The 17162-nt window shown below is 42.9% G+C and carries 15 protein-coding genes; 1 reads left to right on the top strand and 14 read right to left on the bottom strand.

Features of this window, described 5'->3' with window-relative positions; genetic code table 11:
* Positions 1-13: 13 nt before the first annotated feature.
* Positions 14-961: an L-lactate dehydrogenase gene (locus ACN6NB_RS01555; protein ID WP_064498609.1), complete on the bottom strand. Its 948-nt coding sequence runs from the start codon at positions 959-961 to the stop codon at positions 14-16.
* Positions 962-1178: 217 nt separating this feature from the next.
* On the bottom strand, positions 1179-2609 hold the full coding sequence (locus ACN6NB_RS01550; RefSeq protein WP_366204382.1) for a YfcC family protein: 1431 nt from the start codon (positions 2607-2609) through the stop codon (positions 1179-1181).
* 153 nt (positions 2610-2762) lie between these two features.
* On the opposite strand from ACN6NB_RS01550, the gene ACN6NB_RS01545 reads away from it, so the two are divergent.
* Positions 2763-3890, top strand: coding sequence for a M20 peptidase aminoacylase family protein (locus tag ACN6NB_RS01545; RefSeq protein ID WP_474253196.1), 1128 nt, complete (start codon positions 2763-2765; stop codon positions 3888-3890).
* 48 nt (positions 3891-3938) lie between these two features.
* On the opposite strand, the gene ACN6NB_RS01540 is transcribed toward ACN6NB_RS01545, so the two are convergent.
* From ACN6NB_RS01540 to ACN6NB_RS01485, 12 genes are all read right to left on the bottom strand, one after another.
* A complete protein-coding gene (locus tag ACN6NB_RS01540) occupies positions 3939-4661 on the bottom strand; it encodes an SDR family NAD(P)-dependent oxidoreductase (protein WP_058837272.1) in 723 nt (240 codons plus the stop codon).
* 110 nt (positions 4662-4771) lie between these two features.
* Positions 4772-5527: an alpha/beta fold hydrolase gene (locus ACN6NB_RS01535; protein ID WP_247544624.1), complete on the bottom strand. Its 756-nt coding sequence runs from the start codon at positions 5525-5527 to the stop codon at positions 4772-4774.
* Positions 5528-5633: 106 nt separating this feature from the next.
* Positions 5634-6515: a glycine betaine ABC transporter substrate-binding protein gene (locus ACN6NB_RS01530; protein WP_144490693.1), complete on the bottom strand. Its 882-nt coding sequence runs from the start codon at positions 6513-6515 to the stop codon at positions 5634-5636.
* A complete protein-coding gene (gene opuAB / locus ACN6NB_RS01525) occupies positions 6515-7360 on the bottom strand; it encodes a glycine/proline betaine ABC transporter permease subunit OpuAB (protein WP_039182966.1) in 846 nt (281 codons plus the stop codon). The genes ACN6NB_RS01530 and opuAB overlap by 1 nt, the downstream gene beginning before the upstream one ends.
* 10 nt (positions 7361-7370) lie before the next feature.
* Positions 7371-8636, bottom strand: a complete 1266-nt coding sequence (gene opuAA, locus ACN6NB_RS01520) for a glycine/proline betaine ABC transporter ATP-binding protein OpuAA (RefSeq protein WP_039176292.1) — start codon at positions 8634-8636, stop codon at positions 7371-7373.
* A 400-nt stretch (positions 8637-9036) separates the two neighbouring features.
* Positions 9037-10131 carry a toxic anion resistance protein gene (locus ACN6NB_RS01515; protein ID WP_034283225.1) on the bottom strand — a complete coding sequence of 365 codons (1095 nt, stop codon included), beginning with the start codon at positions 10129-10131 and terminating at the stop codon, positions 9037-9039.
* A 14-nt stretch (positions 10132-10145) separates the two neighbouring features.
* On the bottom strand, positions 10146-11762 hold the full coding sequence (locus tag ACN6NB_RS01510) for a YceG family protein (RefSeq protein WP_247544625.1): 1617 nt from the start codon (positions 11760-11762) through the stop codon (positions 10146-10148).
* 70 nt (positions 11763-11832) lie between these two features.
* Entirely contained in the window at positions 11833-12648 is an 816-nt protein-coding gene (locus tag ACN6NB_RS01505; RefSeq protein WP_338593898.1) for an HAD family hydrolase, read from the bottom strand.
* Positions 12645-13754: a cysteine protease StiP family protein gene (locus tag ACN6NB_RS01500; RefSeq protein ID WP_099662864.1), complete on the bottom strand. Its 1110-nt coding sequence runs from the start codon at positions 13752-13754 to the stop codon at positions 12645-12647. Before ACN6NB_RS01500 ends, ACN6NB_RS01505 begins: the two co-directional genes overlap by 4 nt.
* Positions 13747-15078, bottom strand: coding sequence for a phosphoribosyltransferase family protein (locus ACN6NB_RS01495; RefSeq protein WP_099662863.1), 1332 nt, complete (start codon positions 15076-15078; stop codon positions 13747-13749). The genes ACN6NB_RS01500 and ACN6NB_RS01495 overlap by 8 nt, the downstream gene beginning before the upstream one ends.
* Complete coding sequence (locus ACN6NB_RS01490; RefSeq protein ID WP_338593895.1) at positions 15068-16255, bottom strand: HpcH/HpaI aldolase/citrate lyase family protein; 1188 nt, start codon at positions 16253-16255, stop codon at positions 15068-15070. The genes ACN6NB_RS01495 and ACN6NB_RS01490 overlap by 11 nt, the downstream gene beginning before the upstream one ends.
* Positions 16256-16354: 99 nt before the next feature.
* Positions 16355-17134, bottom strand: coding sequence for a TerC family protein (locus ACN6NB_RS01485; RefSeq protein ID WP_039176272.1), 780 nt, complete (start codon positions 17132-17134; stop codon positions 16355-16357).
* Between the last annotated feature and the right edge of the window lie 28 nt (positions 17135-17162).

The raw sequence follows: 17162 nt of genomic DNA, 5'->3' as shown, positions 1-17162 counted from the left end.
TGCTTTTGATTGATTAAAAATGAGGAGCCAAAATCTCTTTTAACACATTCACACTGTGTGCAAATTTTTCTTTCTCTGTATCATCCAGAGCAAGCTCCATCACTTCTGTTGCACCATTTCGATTCACAAGGGCGGGTACACCAATGTAGACATCTTCTGCTCCGTACTCACCATCCAAGTAAGTGCTGACCGTTAAAATACTGTTTTCATTGTGCAGGATCGCTCTTGTAATGCGGGCTAAACTCATTGCTACGCCGTAGTAAGTGGCGCCTTTTTTCTCAATGATTTGGTAAGCGGCATGACGGACATTTTCCATGATTTCATCTAAGTCTTCTTGTTTGTATTGATCATTTCTCTTCATTAATTCTGTAATTGGTACACTTCCGATATTCGCATGACTCCAAACAGCAAGCTCAGTATCCCCATGCTCGCCAATGATGTACGCATGCACATTGTGTGCCGCTGCTTCAAAATACTCACTGAGCATGTATCTAAATCTTGCCGTATCAAGCGTCGTACCACTGCCAATCACTCGTTCTTTTGGTAGTCCACTGAATTTCCAAGTCGCATATGTCAAAATATCAACTGGGTTCGTAGCAACTAAGAAAATGCCATCAAATCCGCTTTTCATCACATTGTCTACAATACCTTTAAATATATTTAAATTTTTCTCAACAAGGTCAAGTCTCGTTTCACCTGGCTTTTGGTTTGCGCCAGCACAGATACATACAATGTCTGCATCCTTACAATCCTCATAATCTCCATACCAAGTATTCACAGGATGCGGGGCAAATGCTTTTCCGTGGTTTAAATCCATCACGTCACCCATTGCTTTGTCTTGATTCAAATCGATAACAACCAATTCATCTGTGATCGCTTGATTTATTAATGTAAAGGCATAACTGCTGCCGACGAAACCTGCTCCAATAAGGGCTACTTTGTTTACTTTTTCGTTTGTCATTTATCTCATCCTCCTGAGTAAAACTAGGCTGTTTTTATTATGTGAAGTATTTCACATTCTTATTGTGCAACACTTCACAAACTTTTGCAAGGGGGTTGCTCAAAAAAAATATGTAGCGAATTTGTGAACACATTTATTGTGCTTTCAAAGCGCTGGTTCCATACATATTTCCACAAGAAAAAAGCTGCCAAACGCTCTTCGGCAGCTTCATACATGTTTAATAAGGGCCCCAGTTGATCATGACCCCAATACAAATAAATACAAGACCAATGACAAACCAAATGAGGGCAAGCGGCACCATAAAACGCAGCCACTTTACATAAGGAATACCACTTGCAGCAAGCACAGCCATCAACACACCAGAAGTCGGATTGATACAGTTGACCACCCCTTCACCAAGCATTACTGCTTCTACAGCTACCTGTCTTGTGATGCCCATTAAATCAGCGAGCGGCGCAAGAATCGGGATAAAGACTACGGCTTCTCCTGATCCTGATGAAATCAAAAAGTGAAGAAGCGCACTCGCAATATACATCCCGATCGCACCAGCAATTGGACTAAAGCCTGTCAGCATACTCGCCAAGCCGTTGACCACTGTATCAAGCAGCTTCCCATTTTCTAAAATGACCGAAATACAGCGTGCCATCCCAACAATAAGTGCGCCGTATACAAGGCTTTGACACCCGATAATAAACGTTTTCGCAATATCATTGGCCGCTAATCCTCCAAGCAGTCCAGCTGCAATTGCCATAAAAATGAACACACCGGCCATTTCCTTATCGGTCCAGCCAAGCTGAAGTGCGCCATATAAGAACCCTCCAAGTGACAATCCGCACACCGCTAAAATCAGCTTATGTCTGCCAGTGAATGCAGGCTTGTCCACAGATTCCGCATCGGCTCCGCCAAGCCCCTTAGCAGGAAACCATTGATCGCCAAGAATGCTTCCCTTGTCTTTATTCTTCAGACGTCTTGTATATAAATAGATGTACACAATACTAGAAATAAGGAAACAAAGATAAATGATGACACGCAGGCCAATGCCAGAAAAGATCGGCAGCTCTGCGATCGTTTGTGATAAACCTAATGGAGATGGAGATAAAATCGTTGCATTAAACCCTGCGTAACAGCCGATGTAGATGACAGCCGCTCCTGCTACAGCATCCCATTTCAAGGATCGTGCCACAATGATGCCAATCGGAATAAACCCAATAACAGAGTTCACGACAATTCCGGTCGTTCCAAGGACTGAAAATAATCCCCCAACAATACAAATAAACAATAATTGCTTCGTTTGAAACCGGCTGATGACATGGTGAATCATCCCGTTAATAGCACCTGTTTTCTCCAAAATGGCAATGGTTCCGCCCGTAAATAGAATCAGAAAAATAATAGAAGCGGACCCTACCATCCCTTCTTGTATAGCAGTGAAAAAGCCTACTGGACTCACTGGTGATTGATCAATGCGGTGATAACTGCCAGGAACGGCTGTTGTGATCTCCCCAGATGTCTTTCGGTCAAACTCACCCGCTGGTACAAAATACGTTGCTATCGTACAAATCAGTGCAATCATAAATAAGAGAACATACGCATCCGGCATTTGAAGTTTTCGTTTCTGTTTCTCTGGTGCTGATACTGTCGCTGTTTTCATGTGTCAAAACCCCTTTGTCCCGATCGGAATTTCACTTAATTTTCAGAATAATCAAATGATGTGTTATATTATAAACACTGTTGATATTTAAGATCAATATTATTTCACTAAAATAATGTTTTGGCAGATTATCTGTCAGCAAGGAGGCTCTTCATGACAACTTTGACAAACGAAATGAAACAAACCGTGACAGACATCTTCGAACACTTGCATGCCCACCCAGAAATCAGCTGGGAAGAAACAGAAACGACTGCTTATATTGAAGATATATTGAAAAAATTGGGCTGCAAAACTCAAACATTTGACGACTGTACAGGGGTGATCGGTGAAATTGGAGAAGGCGTACCAGTGGTCGCTGTGAGAGCCGATATTGATGCACTTTGGCAGGAAGTAGATGGTGAGTTTCAGGCCAATCATTCATGTGGCCACGATGCACACATGACAATGGCTCTTGGTACCTTTATGGCATTAAAGGAAAAAGAACGCCCAAACGGCACGATCCGTTTCATTTTTCAGCCTGCCGAGGAAAGAGGCGGCGGTGCGCTGAAAATGATTGAAAAAGGTGTGCTGGCAGATGTCGATTACTTATATGGCGTACATGTGCGCCCAATTCAAGAAACATTAAACGGACGCTGCGCTCCTGCTATTTTGCACGGATCAAGTAATCATTATGTCGGCACAATTACTGGAGAGGAAGCGCACGGTGCACGTCCTCACCTTGGCATCAACGTAATAGAAGTGGCTTCAACCCTCGTGCAGAGACTGGCGCATATCCATGTCGATCCACGAGTCGCCCATTCTGTGAAAATGACCAATTTACATGCTGGCGGGGGCAGCTCAAACATCATCCCAGGCAAAGCTTCTTTTACATTAGATGTAAGGGCGCAAACAAACGAAGTAATGGATGAGCTAGAAAAAGAAATTGAAAGAGCAGTTCATTCTGTAGCGGATGCCTTTGGTGCTTCCATTACACTTTCAACAGACCATCGTCTGCCTGCCGCTACGTTAAATGAGGAAGCTGTCCAGATCATGTCTCATGCGATTGAACAGGTTTTAGGCCAAGAGCAGCTTGATCCCCCAATCGTCACAACAGGTGGAGAAGACTTTCACTTTTATGCAGCAAAGCTTCCGCATATCAAATCTACGATGCTCGGTTTAGGCTGTGATTTAAAGCCAGGTCTTCATCATCCGTACATGACCTTTGACCGCTCTGCAATCTTTACCGGCATTGAGATTTTGACTGAAGCTGTCTATCAAACGCTCCAGCAGCATTCATCATAAAATGAAAAAGCCACCCGCCTTCTCTTCAGGACGGGTGGTCGCTTTATATTATGCATTCAAATCTGCCATGGCTGGAACGTTGATTTCTTTCACACAAGATACCCTTGATAAGTGAATCACACATCTAGCAAGCTCCACAATATCCTGAACAGGGATTCTCGTTTCATCATATAGAGTAATGGCCTTTTCGGCTCCCTCTTCATACGGAACCTCTGCCGCCAGCTCTCCTGGATTGATACAGGTAACAGATATTTTATCTTTTCTCACATGCTCTCTCAGCGCATTCACAATTCCGCGCAGGCCAAATTTAGATGCAACAAACGAGACTTGCGGCAGGTTTGTATGATCGAGTCCAGCCGTTGAGCCAATCACGATGATTTTCCCATTCTCCGATTTCCTTACGTGCGGAAGCAGTGCCTGGATGTACGTAATGGTTGAGGTGACATTCACATTAATTAAGTGCGCAATATCCTCTGGCTGATCGTGATCAAAGGAATAATCGTCTTCAAAGCCTCGTTTTTCCCATAAACCGACGTTATAAATAAGTACATCAATCGTCTTGTTCTCCAGTGCTTCGAGCATATAAGGGATATGTGTTTGGCTTGATAAGTCGATTTTCAGCCAAATTCTATGTACACCGTCATCTATGCTCAAACTGCTTGGTTCACTTCGCGACACAATCCAAACTGTATCTCCACTTGAAGGAAGACCCTTTACAAAAGCATCTCCTAATCCTTGACTTGCACCGAATATGATATAGTTTTTACTCATAGCTCCTCCTTCTATGGCACAGAAACTGAAAGCGTTTTATACCTATATCATACAGATTCTAAGAGACCACCGCCTCTTTTATGCTTATCTTCACTTATTGATGGGCACGGCTACTGGATTTCCTTTAATTCCACTGGTAATGCACGTGCCTCTATAAAGCTTTTGATCATTTCTGTGAAAAGTTCTTTTTTCTCAAAAGTAAATGTATGTCCAATACCGGGAACGATGACGCCTGCTGCCTTTGGATGTGAATTTGTTATTTTTTTTGCTGACCGTGTCATAATGCCTTTTTCTTTTTCTCCCACTGTGACAAGAATGCGTGCCTTTGCTTGCTGAAACGTGTCTGGGAGCCTGTAATGGAGGTTTTCTTGAAACATCGTAAGAAGGGTTTTCTTCTGCAGATGTTTCGATTCCGCCGCATAATGAGGCAGTACATGTTGCGGGAGCCCCATCTTTTCGGCTTGGAGCTGGATAAACCAATCTTTCTTTAATAATGGATACGTCAGTGGCAAGAGCGGTCTCACCATGAAATGGAGCCATGGCAGAGGCATCACGAGGGCGCTATTGATGACAGCGATGTCTACGATATCTGGCTCTCTTGATAACACATCAACGGCAATCTGTGCACCTAAAGAAAATCCAATCAGAATCACTTGACGGCCATTCGCGTTTTCCTTGATCCATGAGATGACTTCTTGGGCGCTTTCATTCATTGAAAATATCTGTTCTTTTGCTCTTGTCCCATGTCCAATGAGATCAGGGGCAAAGCATTCATACGTGTCCTTAAATATTTCAACCTGCTCCTGCCACATCCAGCTGCTTACTCCTCCACCATGCAGAAAAATCATGATTGACCTATCCATCATCGACGACAACTCCATCCTTCTATATAAGAAAAAAGCAGCCGCTTTTTGAGCAGACTGCTTTTTCCACATGCTCCCTTCTATTATAAGGGAACCATTACATCATTGACTATTTTTTCAAATCTTCAATGGAGTTTACGTTCTTCATATATTTCGGAACAACTAGCCCCATTCGAAGGCCTTTCATACTTGTACCAAGGTCGTCATATTTTCCTTTAAACTTCGCTGCATACGTTTTATGCGTATTTGGCAGCCAAGCGGATAATGATGCATCCGCACTTCCGGTTGCAATTGCTGTCCACATTGGACCTGCTTCAACCTGAGTCAAAGTCACATTAAACCCGAGTTCACGCAATACTTCTGCCGCAACATTGGTACTTGCAATCTCACTATCCCAGGCAACGTAGGCAAGATTGATTTTTCCACCATTCGACTTTTTCACGCCTTTTGTCCATTTCGCTACTTGGTCTTTATGTTTTTTCACATATTTTATGGCAGCATCCTTTGGTTTCACACCATCTTGAATATCAATCATGACTTCGCCCATGTCATCTTGAGACCATTTAAACTGACTAAGCATTTTGGCTGCTTCCGGCTCATCCTTTGCAAAGCCTTTACGTGAAATCGTATGAATTTCTTCCGCTTCACCGTAAGATTTTTTTGGATCATCTAGATATTTTAAATCATAGCGGGAAAACATCCAGTGTGGATTCCAGCCAGTGATGATGATTGGCTTTTTACGGTCGTAAGATTTTTTGAGTGTTGCCGTCATAGCTGCACTTGATGCAGACACAACCGTCCAATCCTCTAAGCCGTAATCCTTTTTCGCTTGATCTGTCAGTGCCATAATCCCTGAACCTGGATCGATTCCGATAATGGTCTTATTCACCTGCTGTGCTGCACTCGCATTTGAATCTGTCTGCGCACCGCAAGCGGCTAGTAAAAAGACAAGCAGGGCGGTCATCCCAATGTAGAGAGACTTTTTCCACATTAAGCATTCCCCCTGGTTTTTTTCGTTTTAATGTTTTGTGTAATACGGTCAAGTGTAATCGCCACAATAACAATGGCAATACCTGCTTCAAAACCAATACCTGTTTTCAGCTGGGTTACCGCACTATATACTTCTGAACCAAGTCCTGGTGCACCCACCATTGCTGCAATAACGACCATTGATAGAGCCAGCATGATACTTTGGTTAATACCAGCTAAGATGGTTTTTGTTGCAAGTGGAAGCTGAACTTTGAATAAACGCTGGAATGTCGTTGAACCAAATGCTTCTGTTGCTTCAATTAAATCAGCTGGTACTTGTTTAATACCGAGAATGGTCATACGGATGGTTGGCGGCATGGAGAAGATAACCGATGCCACAACCCCAGGAACAACCCCAATATTAAAGAAGAAAATCGCTGGTAATAGATAAACGAATGCAGGCATTGTCTGCATTAAATCTAATATAGGTGTCACAATTTTACGCACAGTTTCCTTCTGTGATGCCCAAATACCGATCGGAACCCCGATCACAATAGAAATGACCACAGCGGTCAAAACGAGCGCAAGTGTTTGAAGCATTGGATGCCAGTAGCCTAAATAGTCGATCAGTAAAAATCCAATAAGTGTGAAAAGAGCAACTCCTCTTGTACTGATCCACCAAGCAATGCCGGCAAAAATAAGAGTTAAAATAATGGATGGAATGACGCCAAGTGCAGCCACAATCCCATTTACTGTTCCTGCTAATCCATTTGTGATGCCATCAAAGAAACCACCAAACGTTAATGTTAACCAGTCAACAAATTGATCGATATATTCCGCAAACGGAATTCTAGGTAAATCACTCATACTAAACATCTTATTCTACCTCCTGTGCAGAAGGCTCTTGTGCTTTAATTTCCTCTAGCTTGTTAGAAGACATGTTGATATACTCATCATTTCCTGATAATGCACCAATCAATGCACCTCGGACCACAATGCCCTTCATTCTGTTTTTCTCATCGACAACGGCAATCGGAATGTTCGCATCAGACACCGCATCAAAGATCTCTGTCAAATACGTAGATTCCAACACTGTCGTAAATTCTTTATCGAGAACCGTTTCAAGCGACGCTCCCGTTTCTGCTGCTTTCTTCGCTGCTTGGGCAGAAATGACACCTAATAAATGCTTTTTCTTATCTACCGCATAGATAGACGAAATCCCTAGGTTTTTCATGAGCGTAAGCGCAACACGTGCCCCTTTGTCAATCTGAACTGTTTCTGCACGTTTCATAATATGACCAGCGGTTAATACTTTAGAAAGGTCAACATCTTCAACGAAACGTTCAACATATTCATTCGATGGGTTCATTAGAATTTCTTCTGGTGTTCCGATTTGAACGATATTTCCGTCCTTCATGAGCACAATGCGGTCGCCAATACGAAGCGCCTCATCTAAATCATGGGTAATGAAAATGATCGTTTTTCCTACAGATGTATGAAGCTCAAGCAATTCATCCTGCATATCTTTACGAATTAATGGGTCTAGTGCGCTGAATGCTTCATCCATTAATAAAATGTCAGGGTCATTTGCTAACGCACGTGCCAATCCAACACGCTGCTGCATCCCACCACTTAATTGATTTGGGTATTGCTCTTCAAAGCCTTCAAGTCCAACAAGCTTTAAAGATTCAAGCGCTTTTGGTCTGCGCTCTTCTTTATCTACACCTTGCAATTCAAGACCATACTCTGTGTTCTCAAGAATTGTACGGTGCGGGAACAATGCGAAGTTTTGGAAAACCATGCTGATCTTTTTCCGTCTGACTTCACGCAATTGATCCTTTGACATATTTGTTATCATATCCCCATCAATATAAATTTCACCGGAGGTTGGTTCGATTAACCTGTTTAGCATCCGCACAAGTGTGGACTTTCCGCTCCCTGATAGCCCCATGATGACAAATATCTCGCCGTCATAAACATCAAAATTTGCTCGATTGACACCAACTGTTGCGCCGGTCTCTTTTAGGATCTCTCTTTTTGTTTTCCCGTTTTCAAGCATTTGAGATGCTTTTTTAGCATTTTTACCGAAAATTTTAGATACATTATTTATCTTGATTTTGATATTTCTCTCTTCAGAATTCATATTTTCCCTCCAAATTAGCATCTTTATAACCGTAACATAAGCGTTATGATGCGAACAATCTTTAGAATTCGCTTATTTCCCCACAATATGTATGAATTCCATATAGAGGTCTGGTCATTAGAGTTTATACGCCGTATTACTCGTAAATCCTATAGAATGCTTCATAAACTACATATTTTACGGGGTATTTCCTCTCACCAGACAATATTTTACTGGAAATTCCTAATTGTGCTAAAAAACAAGTCGAATCCTCGTCATAGCAGTTTTTTTGAATCATGGGCGAACCATTCCCCTGAACATGATTTACCCGAAAATGGTCACATAAAAACCTTTTTTCTCAAATTTTATTTAAATTCACAAAAAAACTGCCTGCAACTTTAGTTACAGACAGCTCGTTTTTTTAGGACTCTAGGGCAGCCCGCTTAATATTATCTTGAAGCTCAAGCATACGTTTTGTTCCATCTTCACGTAATCGCTTGTTCTCTTCTTCGATCTGTTTCGTCTCTTTCATCCCTTGTACAATTGTATTAAAGGAAGATTCGATCGTTTCAATGTCGATGCTTGGACGGCCGGATAATTTGGCAATCTCCACACTTTGACTTGAAATGTTTTCAGCATTTCGTTTCAGCATTTCATTTGTTCTTCTATCCAGCTCACTCATGGAATCAGCGACAAGCTTTTGTCTCTTCGCTGTCACAGCTTGAATGATCCCATTTTTGAAGATTGGAATGGTGATAATGAAGGCAGAGTTGATTTTACCGATTAATTTTGTATTCCCACGCTGAAGCAAACGGATTTGCGGTGCCGTTTGAAGCGCGACCATTCTTGCCATATCAAGGTCATATACACGCTCTTCAAGCGCTTGAATCCCATTACGAAGCGTATCAAGTTCCATTTGTGCCAGCTGGTTTCCACTAGCTGCTTTTTCTTCATATGAAGGAACCAATTGCTTTAATTCTTCAATTTTCATTTGACCGGCTACGACATACTTTTCAAGCTCCATGTAGTATTGAATGTTATGCTCATACATTTCTTCAAGCGTCACAGTCGATTTGGTCATTTCATCTTTATATTTACTGATTTCTACATTAATTTTTTCAATCTCAGCACCGAGCGTTTGATATTTACTAAAAATCTTTTCAATCATGCTGCCGCCGCGTTTAAAGATTTTTGACAACAAACCACCCTTCGGCTCGTCAAAATCATTTTTATCAAAGCGATCCATAATCTTACCAAGCTGCGTCAGCATTGTTCCTGAGTCAGTGACGCTTGTTGAACGCATCATTGAAAGGATACGATCAGAGAACTTAGAGATTTCAACGGCTGGCTGTTTTCCGTATTCAAGAAGCTCAAGCTGATTTTTTGCATCGATCTGTCTCGCAATATTTTGCACTTCTGGTTCGTTTCGAAGCTGAACGCGAATATCGTCTGCCTTCTCAATCGTGATTTCCTCTTTATCAATTGAAATGATGTCATTTCCGTTTGTATTTGTCATAAGCTTTGATCTCCTTATCGGTTTTTAATGGATTGAAATAACTTTCTAACGATGGACGGCTCTTTAAACTCCTGGTTCATGACCATCTCATCAAGCCAATGGGTATCAAATAATTGGTCATCGATATACCGTTCGATACACTGATATCCCGCCGGATGATATACGAAGAGATCCACACCCATTTCATTTAGGAAAATCAGGGCGGCCGCATCAGAACGAGTCAGCTCACCATTATATTCCGTATGGTATAAAATCACTTTCGGTACGGTTTGTGCATAATCAAAGGTTTGAATCAGTTCAATGAGATCCTGGCTCAAATGCAGAACCTGCTTGAATAAATAAATGCGGACATCTAATTCGGTTTCATTGCCTTCTTTTAATAGCTTCGGATGCTGACAGATTCGAGATATCGCCTCTGCTATCGCACGCTGCGCGCCCTCATATAGATGAGAAAACTGCCACACATTGCTTTTCATTAATAATTCAGGATCAATCTCTCCAGTAGCAGAAAGTGCATGCTGATAATGAAATTGATAATTCGAAGTCACTTCTTTTGTAAAAGGAAAATGGCGAATGGTCTTCGTCTCTTTCCCCTCCATTAACGTGTGAATGCGATCCCAGTATTCACGCTTGTCTCGTGTGACACCCATCATTTTCGCAAAAAGATTCGGAATCTGTATCGTGTCCCGGTCTGCTTTGAAATTCGGGCGGATAAAGGATCGTTCCTTTGCAATTAAAAACAGCTCATCATACGTTGTCTTCAGCGTAATAGAATGAGGAGCATGATCTCTGAATTGCCACGGCTTATACAGCATTGAATCTTCCGTGTGAAGCACCTCTTCAAGCTCTCTTGTCGAGCGGTACGCCACCGTTGATTTCCTCTCAGGCTTTTCAGTAGGGAACGGCTCAAGCTTTGAAGTCCCCGGGTACTGATCAATAAAAGTCAGCTTTTCTTCTGGATCTAATTCGCGAAACGAATCCACGCCTTCTGGATGAAATAGCACAACATCACAGCCAATCAGCATGACATAGTAAAGAAAATAAAGCTGACTTTTATTCGCCTCTCCATACCAAATGACAGCCGGCATTTTTTCTTCTATATTGACTTCCTTCAGCCATGGACCTAGATGGTTATTTGAAAACTTCACGACATCCAGCAAGACCCGGCGGAAATCAGGATGCTGAAATCCACCCTCATGCAGCTGCTTGAAATGCTCAAACACCTTGATCAATGAAAGACGGATATGCCGGTTCATCACAGGGTTTGGATGGCGTACAATCAGCTGTTCACCATCTAAAAAAGCCACAAAGCGATTCACGGACAATCCCTTTTCTTCTTGGTTAATCAAATGAATACGCTGCAACGCTTGAAAATGCTCTGGCTCAATATGACGATTGAGCGTTTCACTTAAAATATGCATGCCTTCTGTTTCGTATAATTCATGTAAATAAATAAAATAATCGGTTGCATCATGCGGAGTTCCAAGGACCCGGGCGGCGAGACGCGGCAAGGACAACGTATGCTCGTCCTTTACATAACCGTCTCTTTCAGGGAGCGGCTTTTTCAGCACGTTTTTCCAGGCTTCCTGCTCCGCCCGTGTTTGGGTGACATTGATTTCTTTATAACTCACGCCGCTCCTTCCTTTCTCCTATATTTTCTAGAAAGCTACTACTATCATATCATTCAGCCTTCTACTTCTGCTATCGAATCGAAGGCTTTTTTGCCTTCGCCATCTGCTCGATGACAGAAGCGGTGATTTCATCCGCTGCGGCCATGCCAGATGCTGCTGTCGGCTCAAGTTCTGGGTCAAAGTCGAGAACTTCTCCATGCCTTGGGGCAAAGCCCTTATCTGATTGACGAATGATCCCCACATCTAACAGGGAATCACCCGCACCATAGACGTATTCAAGCTGCAGCCTATCCTTTAGAAAAGCAACAGCATCCCACTTATTAAGCGGCTGTGGAATAAAATAAAGCTTCCGTCCCTGAAGAGAAACCTGCCAGCCTCTCTCCTCACCCCACAGCTTCAATTCAGCAAGCGGTATGTGAGATAAATACTCATCTTTCATAATCAAATAAAGAAATCTTCCCTCTGCTGTACGGGTACGCTTCACCCAAGCCGCAACCGGAAGTTCGGAGATCGCCCTCAGCATCTCTCTGACTGGCATACACTCCCTAAGTCTCTCATCAACAATGGCCTGCCAATCCTCAAGCGGCTTGCCATGGTGAAGAATACAGCCCCCGTTTGTTGTGACAGCATACTCCGGTTGAAGCTCTTGTTGAAAGAAGGTGATCCGTTCATACTGTGCAGTCGTTCTTGTCGTCACTGGAATGAACCAGCCTGATTGATGAATCGTCTGCAAGGATCTTTTCGTTTCAACAGACATATAGGAAAGCGGCCGTTCGTCCAGCACCTCAACTAAATCATACTCTCCTTCATACGCATACTGGTCAAGCACTCGATGTGAGTAAATCAGCGTTCGGTCTAAATCACTGGCAAATGCATATGTCTTCATGACGTTTGCTCCAGCGGGCGAATTAACCCGCAGCACGTGTAGGACATATTGGCATATTCAATGACAGGAACGCCTCTGTCCTCAGCCAAAAGCAAAATATGCTTCAGCTTTTCCTGAGATCCAGGCTGAATCAAGATTTTCCACGGGATTCTTCTAAGCAGCACGCGGGTCGTCTCACCAACACCCGGCTTAATCAAATGTGTATTTTTAATTTGAAACTCCTGACCGATTGCTTCAATGGATGCCATTCCGCGCCAATCTGCCGGCGTCCCTTGCGTAAGTATGGTTTCTGCTTTCTCTTGTACATTTGGGCCGAGGCTGGAAAATGCTTCTTCAATCGTATCCACATACAGATTGGACACATCCTCATCAAGCAGCTCTTTATAATACTTTGCCCCATGGAAATCATCGGCATTGATCCAGCGGTTGTTTAGTACCGTACGACTGACAAGCCCTGATACCGTCGAATTCAGGCAGGCACTTGGAATGAGAAAGTCCTCTCTCGTTCCATATACATGTGTACAATAGCCAGGGTCAGCCAGCACAGCCAGCTCACTCGAAAGACGCACGCCATACTTTTTTTCAAAATCAATCACAGCTTTTTCGAGCTCTTTCGAAATCGCACCTTTTCCAGTCCATCCATCGATAAAAGCAATTTCAAAGCCCGGATGTTCTTTCAGCATATAATGCAGTGCATTCTCGTCTATTCCGCGGTCGCGAATAATAGAGATGCTGTAATGAGGCAGATCGATACCATATGTCTTTCGAATATATCGTTTGATTAGCACCCCGATCGGTGTTCCTGCACGCGCCAAGCTGCAAAGCACGGTTTTGAAGCCTCGCTTCTTCACAATCTGTTCTGCTACAACAGCTACTGCTTCGGCTACCTTTTCCTTACTTTCTTCAAGAGATTGATAGAATAAAGTCATATAAGATTCAGTTGGTTTATATTCAATTGGCAGCATTTCTGAATAATGCGCACCACTCTGAATGGAACGCTCCCGCTCTTCTGTACTTTTCTCCATCTCAATAGAGGATAAATCTTTGAGTAAGAAGGTTACATCCTGCTCTGGATAGCTTCCCATCTTTGTATACACGTTAGCCATTCACCTTCACCTCGTCTGATAAAGTCACAATATGCACATGCTTCACATGCCGCTCGGCAAATAAATGAATAAGCGGAAGCAATGCCTCCTGAGAGACCTTTTTCTCAAAAAAGAGAAATACATCATCATATTCACCTTTTGGAATGTTGTACACGTAGTGCTGAATTCGGGCATCTTCTGGATTCATAAAGGTAAACCCATTTTGAACAGCGTATCCATCCTTTTCGACTGGGTGAATAGGACTTCTCGTTGTTGAATGAAAGCGAACGCCTTCACCCATATGTGTAGACAGTCTCATCGGTACATACATAAGCTCACCTGTCCCTAAGCAGAGTGTTTGCTTTCCTTTGCGTTCCTGCCACAGCTTCAATCCCGCTTCAGCAGCTGCTTGGTCGAGTGCTTCCGTATCTGCTGCGTTTAAACCAAAACGGCCCGTTTCATGTATATATGGCGAATGACCAGCCGAATTTGCTGCATGAGAAAGTGAATACGGCACTTGCTTAAAGAAAGATTGAAGAGAATGAAAAGAGAGACTTGGCCGCTTCTCTTGCTCCCCAATCTCATACGAATAAGCTGGTTCATCAAGCGTTTTGCCTCTAAAGACCATCTGCCCTTTTAATAAAGACAATGATGTGATGTGAATTCCGAGCTCCTCTTCAAGCTGGCACATGGCTTTCTCATGCTCCTCCGTCCGCCAGTCCAAAATGGAAAGAATGGTATAAGAATGCCGCGGGTACTTTGCATGAAGGTCACGAATGATGTTGATATTTGTACGGCCTGTCGTGACTTCATCATCTACTAACACGATGGGGCGGTCTGTGCGAAGTAATGCTTCATCTGCATAACAAAGCTGGTCTGTTGCATGCGAATGTTCTTCTTCAAATACCAATGACGGGTCAAGACCCAGCAGCTGTTCACGTGTCGTATGAATGTAAGATGCGCCTTCTAGCACATCATACACACCATGTCCAAGGGCTGTTGCCGTTTCCGCAAAGCCGATGACGACAGGCTCATTGCCAGCTGCTAGCTTTTCTTTTTTGAGTGTTTCATAGGCTGCCGTTAACACCGCGTGATCATCCGTCTTGAGTGCCTCTACAAGAAAATCTTGGTACGGAGGCGTCTGTCCCGTTTGCTCTTTGGCATATGCCATCGCTAAAAGACCCGAGACAAGGAGCGGTTTCACTGGATGAACAGGAATATGCTTTCCAAGCACCTTACTAACGAATAAAAAGGCTCTTTTTTTGTTCACCCTTGCTGCCATCTCAAAAAGATGCTCTTTCTCCAGCTGGAGCACCCCTTCTTTGAGGTCAAGCTCAACCTCCATATGTTCCAAGATGTTCAGCGTATGCCGCTTCTGATTCTGTGAGTATGTCGATATAGCTTCTATTTTCATGAAACACCCCGTAAATGTCTGACTTAATTAAAATGTGCTCTGCCCACCTGTAATGCGGCTTCGTTTCATTCATCTTATTAGAATAGGCACTCTTCATTACGCCAACTGTGCCGTCAGCATGATCTAAAATACTTAATGCATCCAAGTATTCTTCCTTTGTCACAACGTACATGCTTTGAACTGGCTTGAGATGTGTTGGATGGATCACTGTCTTCCCATGTATGCCATTGGCTACATCGAGTCTTGTCTCCTTGAGTAGACCTTGTACGTCATCGAATTCAGAGAAGGACAGCTCACCGCCCTTAGAAAGCGCACGGATGAATGGTTTTTGTTCCTTTCGTGCAGGGCCAAAATGCTCCCATACTGCACCTGATACAACAAAGGAACGGCCAAAATAATTGATCATATCTGTGATCAAATCAGCAATCAATCTGATTTCATAGATGGTGGTGTCACGGTCACGGCGAATGCCATATAAGCCGCAAAGATCCGTTGCCCCAATACGAATATTCAAAATATATTCTTCATCATTCAGCATGATCTGCTTTAACTCTGACAGCACCGTATATCTTGTATCTTTTTCTAATAAATCGGGTGTTTCCAAAATGGGCATACCGTACAGCTTTGTCTTCGTTTGTGCTGAAACCTGTTTCAAGCTGTCCAAATAATCCTTCGCATTATGAATAGAACACTTTGGAAATACAAAACCCGTCAATAAATGAAGAGATGAACCAAGCAAATCTGCCATTTTGAGCAGCTGCTTCGGTGAACGAACCCGAATAAATAAAAGCGGCAATTGTTCAGCCGTTTCAGGCGTATGCGTCAATTTGTCCGACAGTTTGGCGAGTTGTACCACTAGATTCTGCTCAGCCATTTCCACTTCTTGATCACCGATGGCATCCTCTAAACAAAATACAACAGAGCAAAGCGCTTCATATTTCTGCGACAGCAGCATGTCTGCTATATCCTGTCTTGTTGCAGGCATATACAAAGTAGCACCTAATGCATGCGCAAGTACGTGCCTTGGCGTCATCAAATGCATCGTCCCCGGCCGTTTGAAAAAAATATCGTGCTGCCTCGCCTCTGATAAAAACTGAAAATACCGCATGCTGTGCCACCTCCTGTTGTTGAGAGAAAATCGAACAAATGACTTGATGATTCAAAAAAGGATGGAGCCGCTAATCAACTCCATTCCTTTTTGATCGTCCTATTCTTCTTTTGAAGCCGCAGCTTCGTTTGTTACACCTTGATGTTTCTTCTTATTGATTTTATGAACAATAAACGTTCCGATAAATGCTAGGATAATAATTGCAAAGAATACAAGATGCGGGATTTCAATGTGAGCAGCACTCAAGCCCATTTTGATCGCAATGATCCCGATAAGAATAAACGCTGTATTCTCGAGCTCTGGGATACGGTCAATAAGAACAAGGAACAACTGTGCCACTGTACGCATCATGAGAATTCCAAGCATTCCGCCTAATAGAAGAATCCATACTTCCTCAGATACAGCGAATGCTGCAAGAATACTATCAACCGAGAAGGCAAGGTCCATAATTTCTACAGAGATAACGGTTGCCCAGAATATACCAAATACCCGAATCAACCAGCCTTCTTTTTTCAATTCCTTCGCTTCATCATCGCCATCACCTAACCAGAAGTGCTTAATGACAAGCCATGCTAAGTAAGCAGCTCCAAGAACCTTAATCCACCAGAATTTAATAAGCAGCATCCCTACGCCAATGAATAGAAAACGGAAGAAATAAGCGCCAATTAATCCGTAGGTTAATGCCTTTTTACGCTGCTTTTCCGGTAAATGTTTCACCATCACAGCTAATACAAGTGCGTTATCTGCTGATAACAATCCTTCAAGCACGACAAGCGTCCCAATAAGCCCCCAAGAGACAGGGTCTGTTAACACCTCTGCCCACATATGCCAATCAAAAAACGAGGCATATGTATCCAACATATGTTTCAAAATGTCCAACTGGTTTTCCTCCTATAAGTGTAGAAGC

Source organism: Bacillus sp. 11B20 (assembly GCF_056098985.1).
This window is presented reverse-complemented; position numbering and strand designations above follow the sequence as displayed.

Excerpts from the sequence above, each read along its gene's own strand:
- ACN6NB_RS01555 (WP_064498609.1), bottom strand. The coding sequence starts at position 961 with ATGACAAACGAAAAAGTAAACAAAGTAGCCCTTATTGGAGCAGGTTTC.
- ACN6NB_RS01550 (WP_366204382.1), bottom strand. The coding sequence starts at position 2,609 with ATGAAAACAGCGACAGTATCAGCACCAGAGAAACAGAAACGAAAACTT.
- opuAB (WP_039182966.1), bottom strand. The coding sequence starts at position 7,360 with ATGAGTGATTTACCTAGAATTCCGTTTGCGGAATATATCGATCAATTT.
- ACN6NB_RS01515 (WP_034283225.1), bottom strand. The coding sequence starts at position 10,131 with ATGACAAATACAAACGGAAATGACATCATTTCAATTGATAAAGAGGAA.
- ACN6NB_RS01500 (WP_099662864.1), bottom strand. The coding sequence starts at position 13,754 with ATGGCTAACGTGTATACAAAGATGGGAAGCTATCCAGAGCAGGATGTA.
- ACN6NB_RS01490 (WP_338593895.1), bottom strand. The coding sequence starts at position 16,255 with ATGCGGTATTTTCAGTTTTTATCAGAGGCGAGGCAGCACGATATTTTT.
- ACN6NB_RS01530 (WP_144490693.1), bottom strand. The coding sequence starts at position 6,515 with ATGTGGAAAAAGTCTCTCTACATTGGGATGACCGCCCTGCTTGTCTTT.
- ACN6NB_RS01540 (WP_058837272.1), bottom strand. The coding sequence starts at position 4,661 with ATGAGTAAAAACTATATCATATTCGGTGCAAGTCAAGGATTAGGAGAT.
- ACN6NB_RS01505 (WP_338593898.1), bottom strand. The coding sequence starts at position 12,648 with ATGAAGACATATGCATTTGCCAGTGATTTAGACCGAACGCTGATTTAC.
- ACN6NB_RS01495 (WP_099662863.1), bottom strand. The coding sequence starts at position 15,078 with ATGGAGGTTGAGCTTGACCTCAAAGAAGGGGTGCTCCAGCTGGAGAAA.
- opuAA (WP_039176292.1), bottom strand. The coding sequence starts at position 8,636 with ATGAATTCTGAAGAGAGAAATATCAAAATCAAGATAAATAATGTATCT.
- ACN6NB_RS01535 (WP_247544624.1), bottom strand. The coding sequence starts at position 5,527 with ATGATGGATAGGTCAATCATGATTTTTCTGCATGGTGGAGGAGTAAGC.
- ACN6NB_RS01545 (WP_474253196.1), top strand. The coding sequence starts at position 2,763 with ATGACAACTTTGACAAACGAAATGAAACAAACCGTGACAGACATCTTC.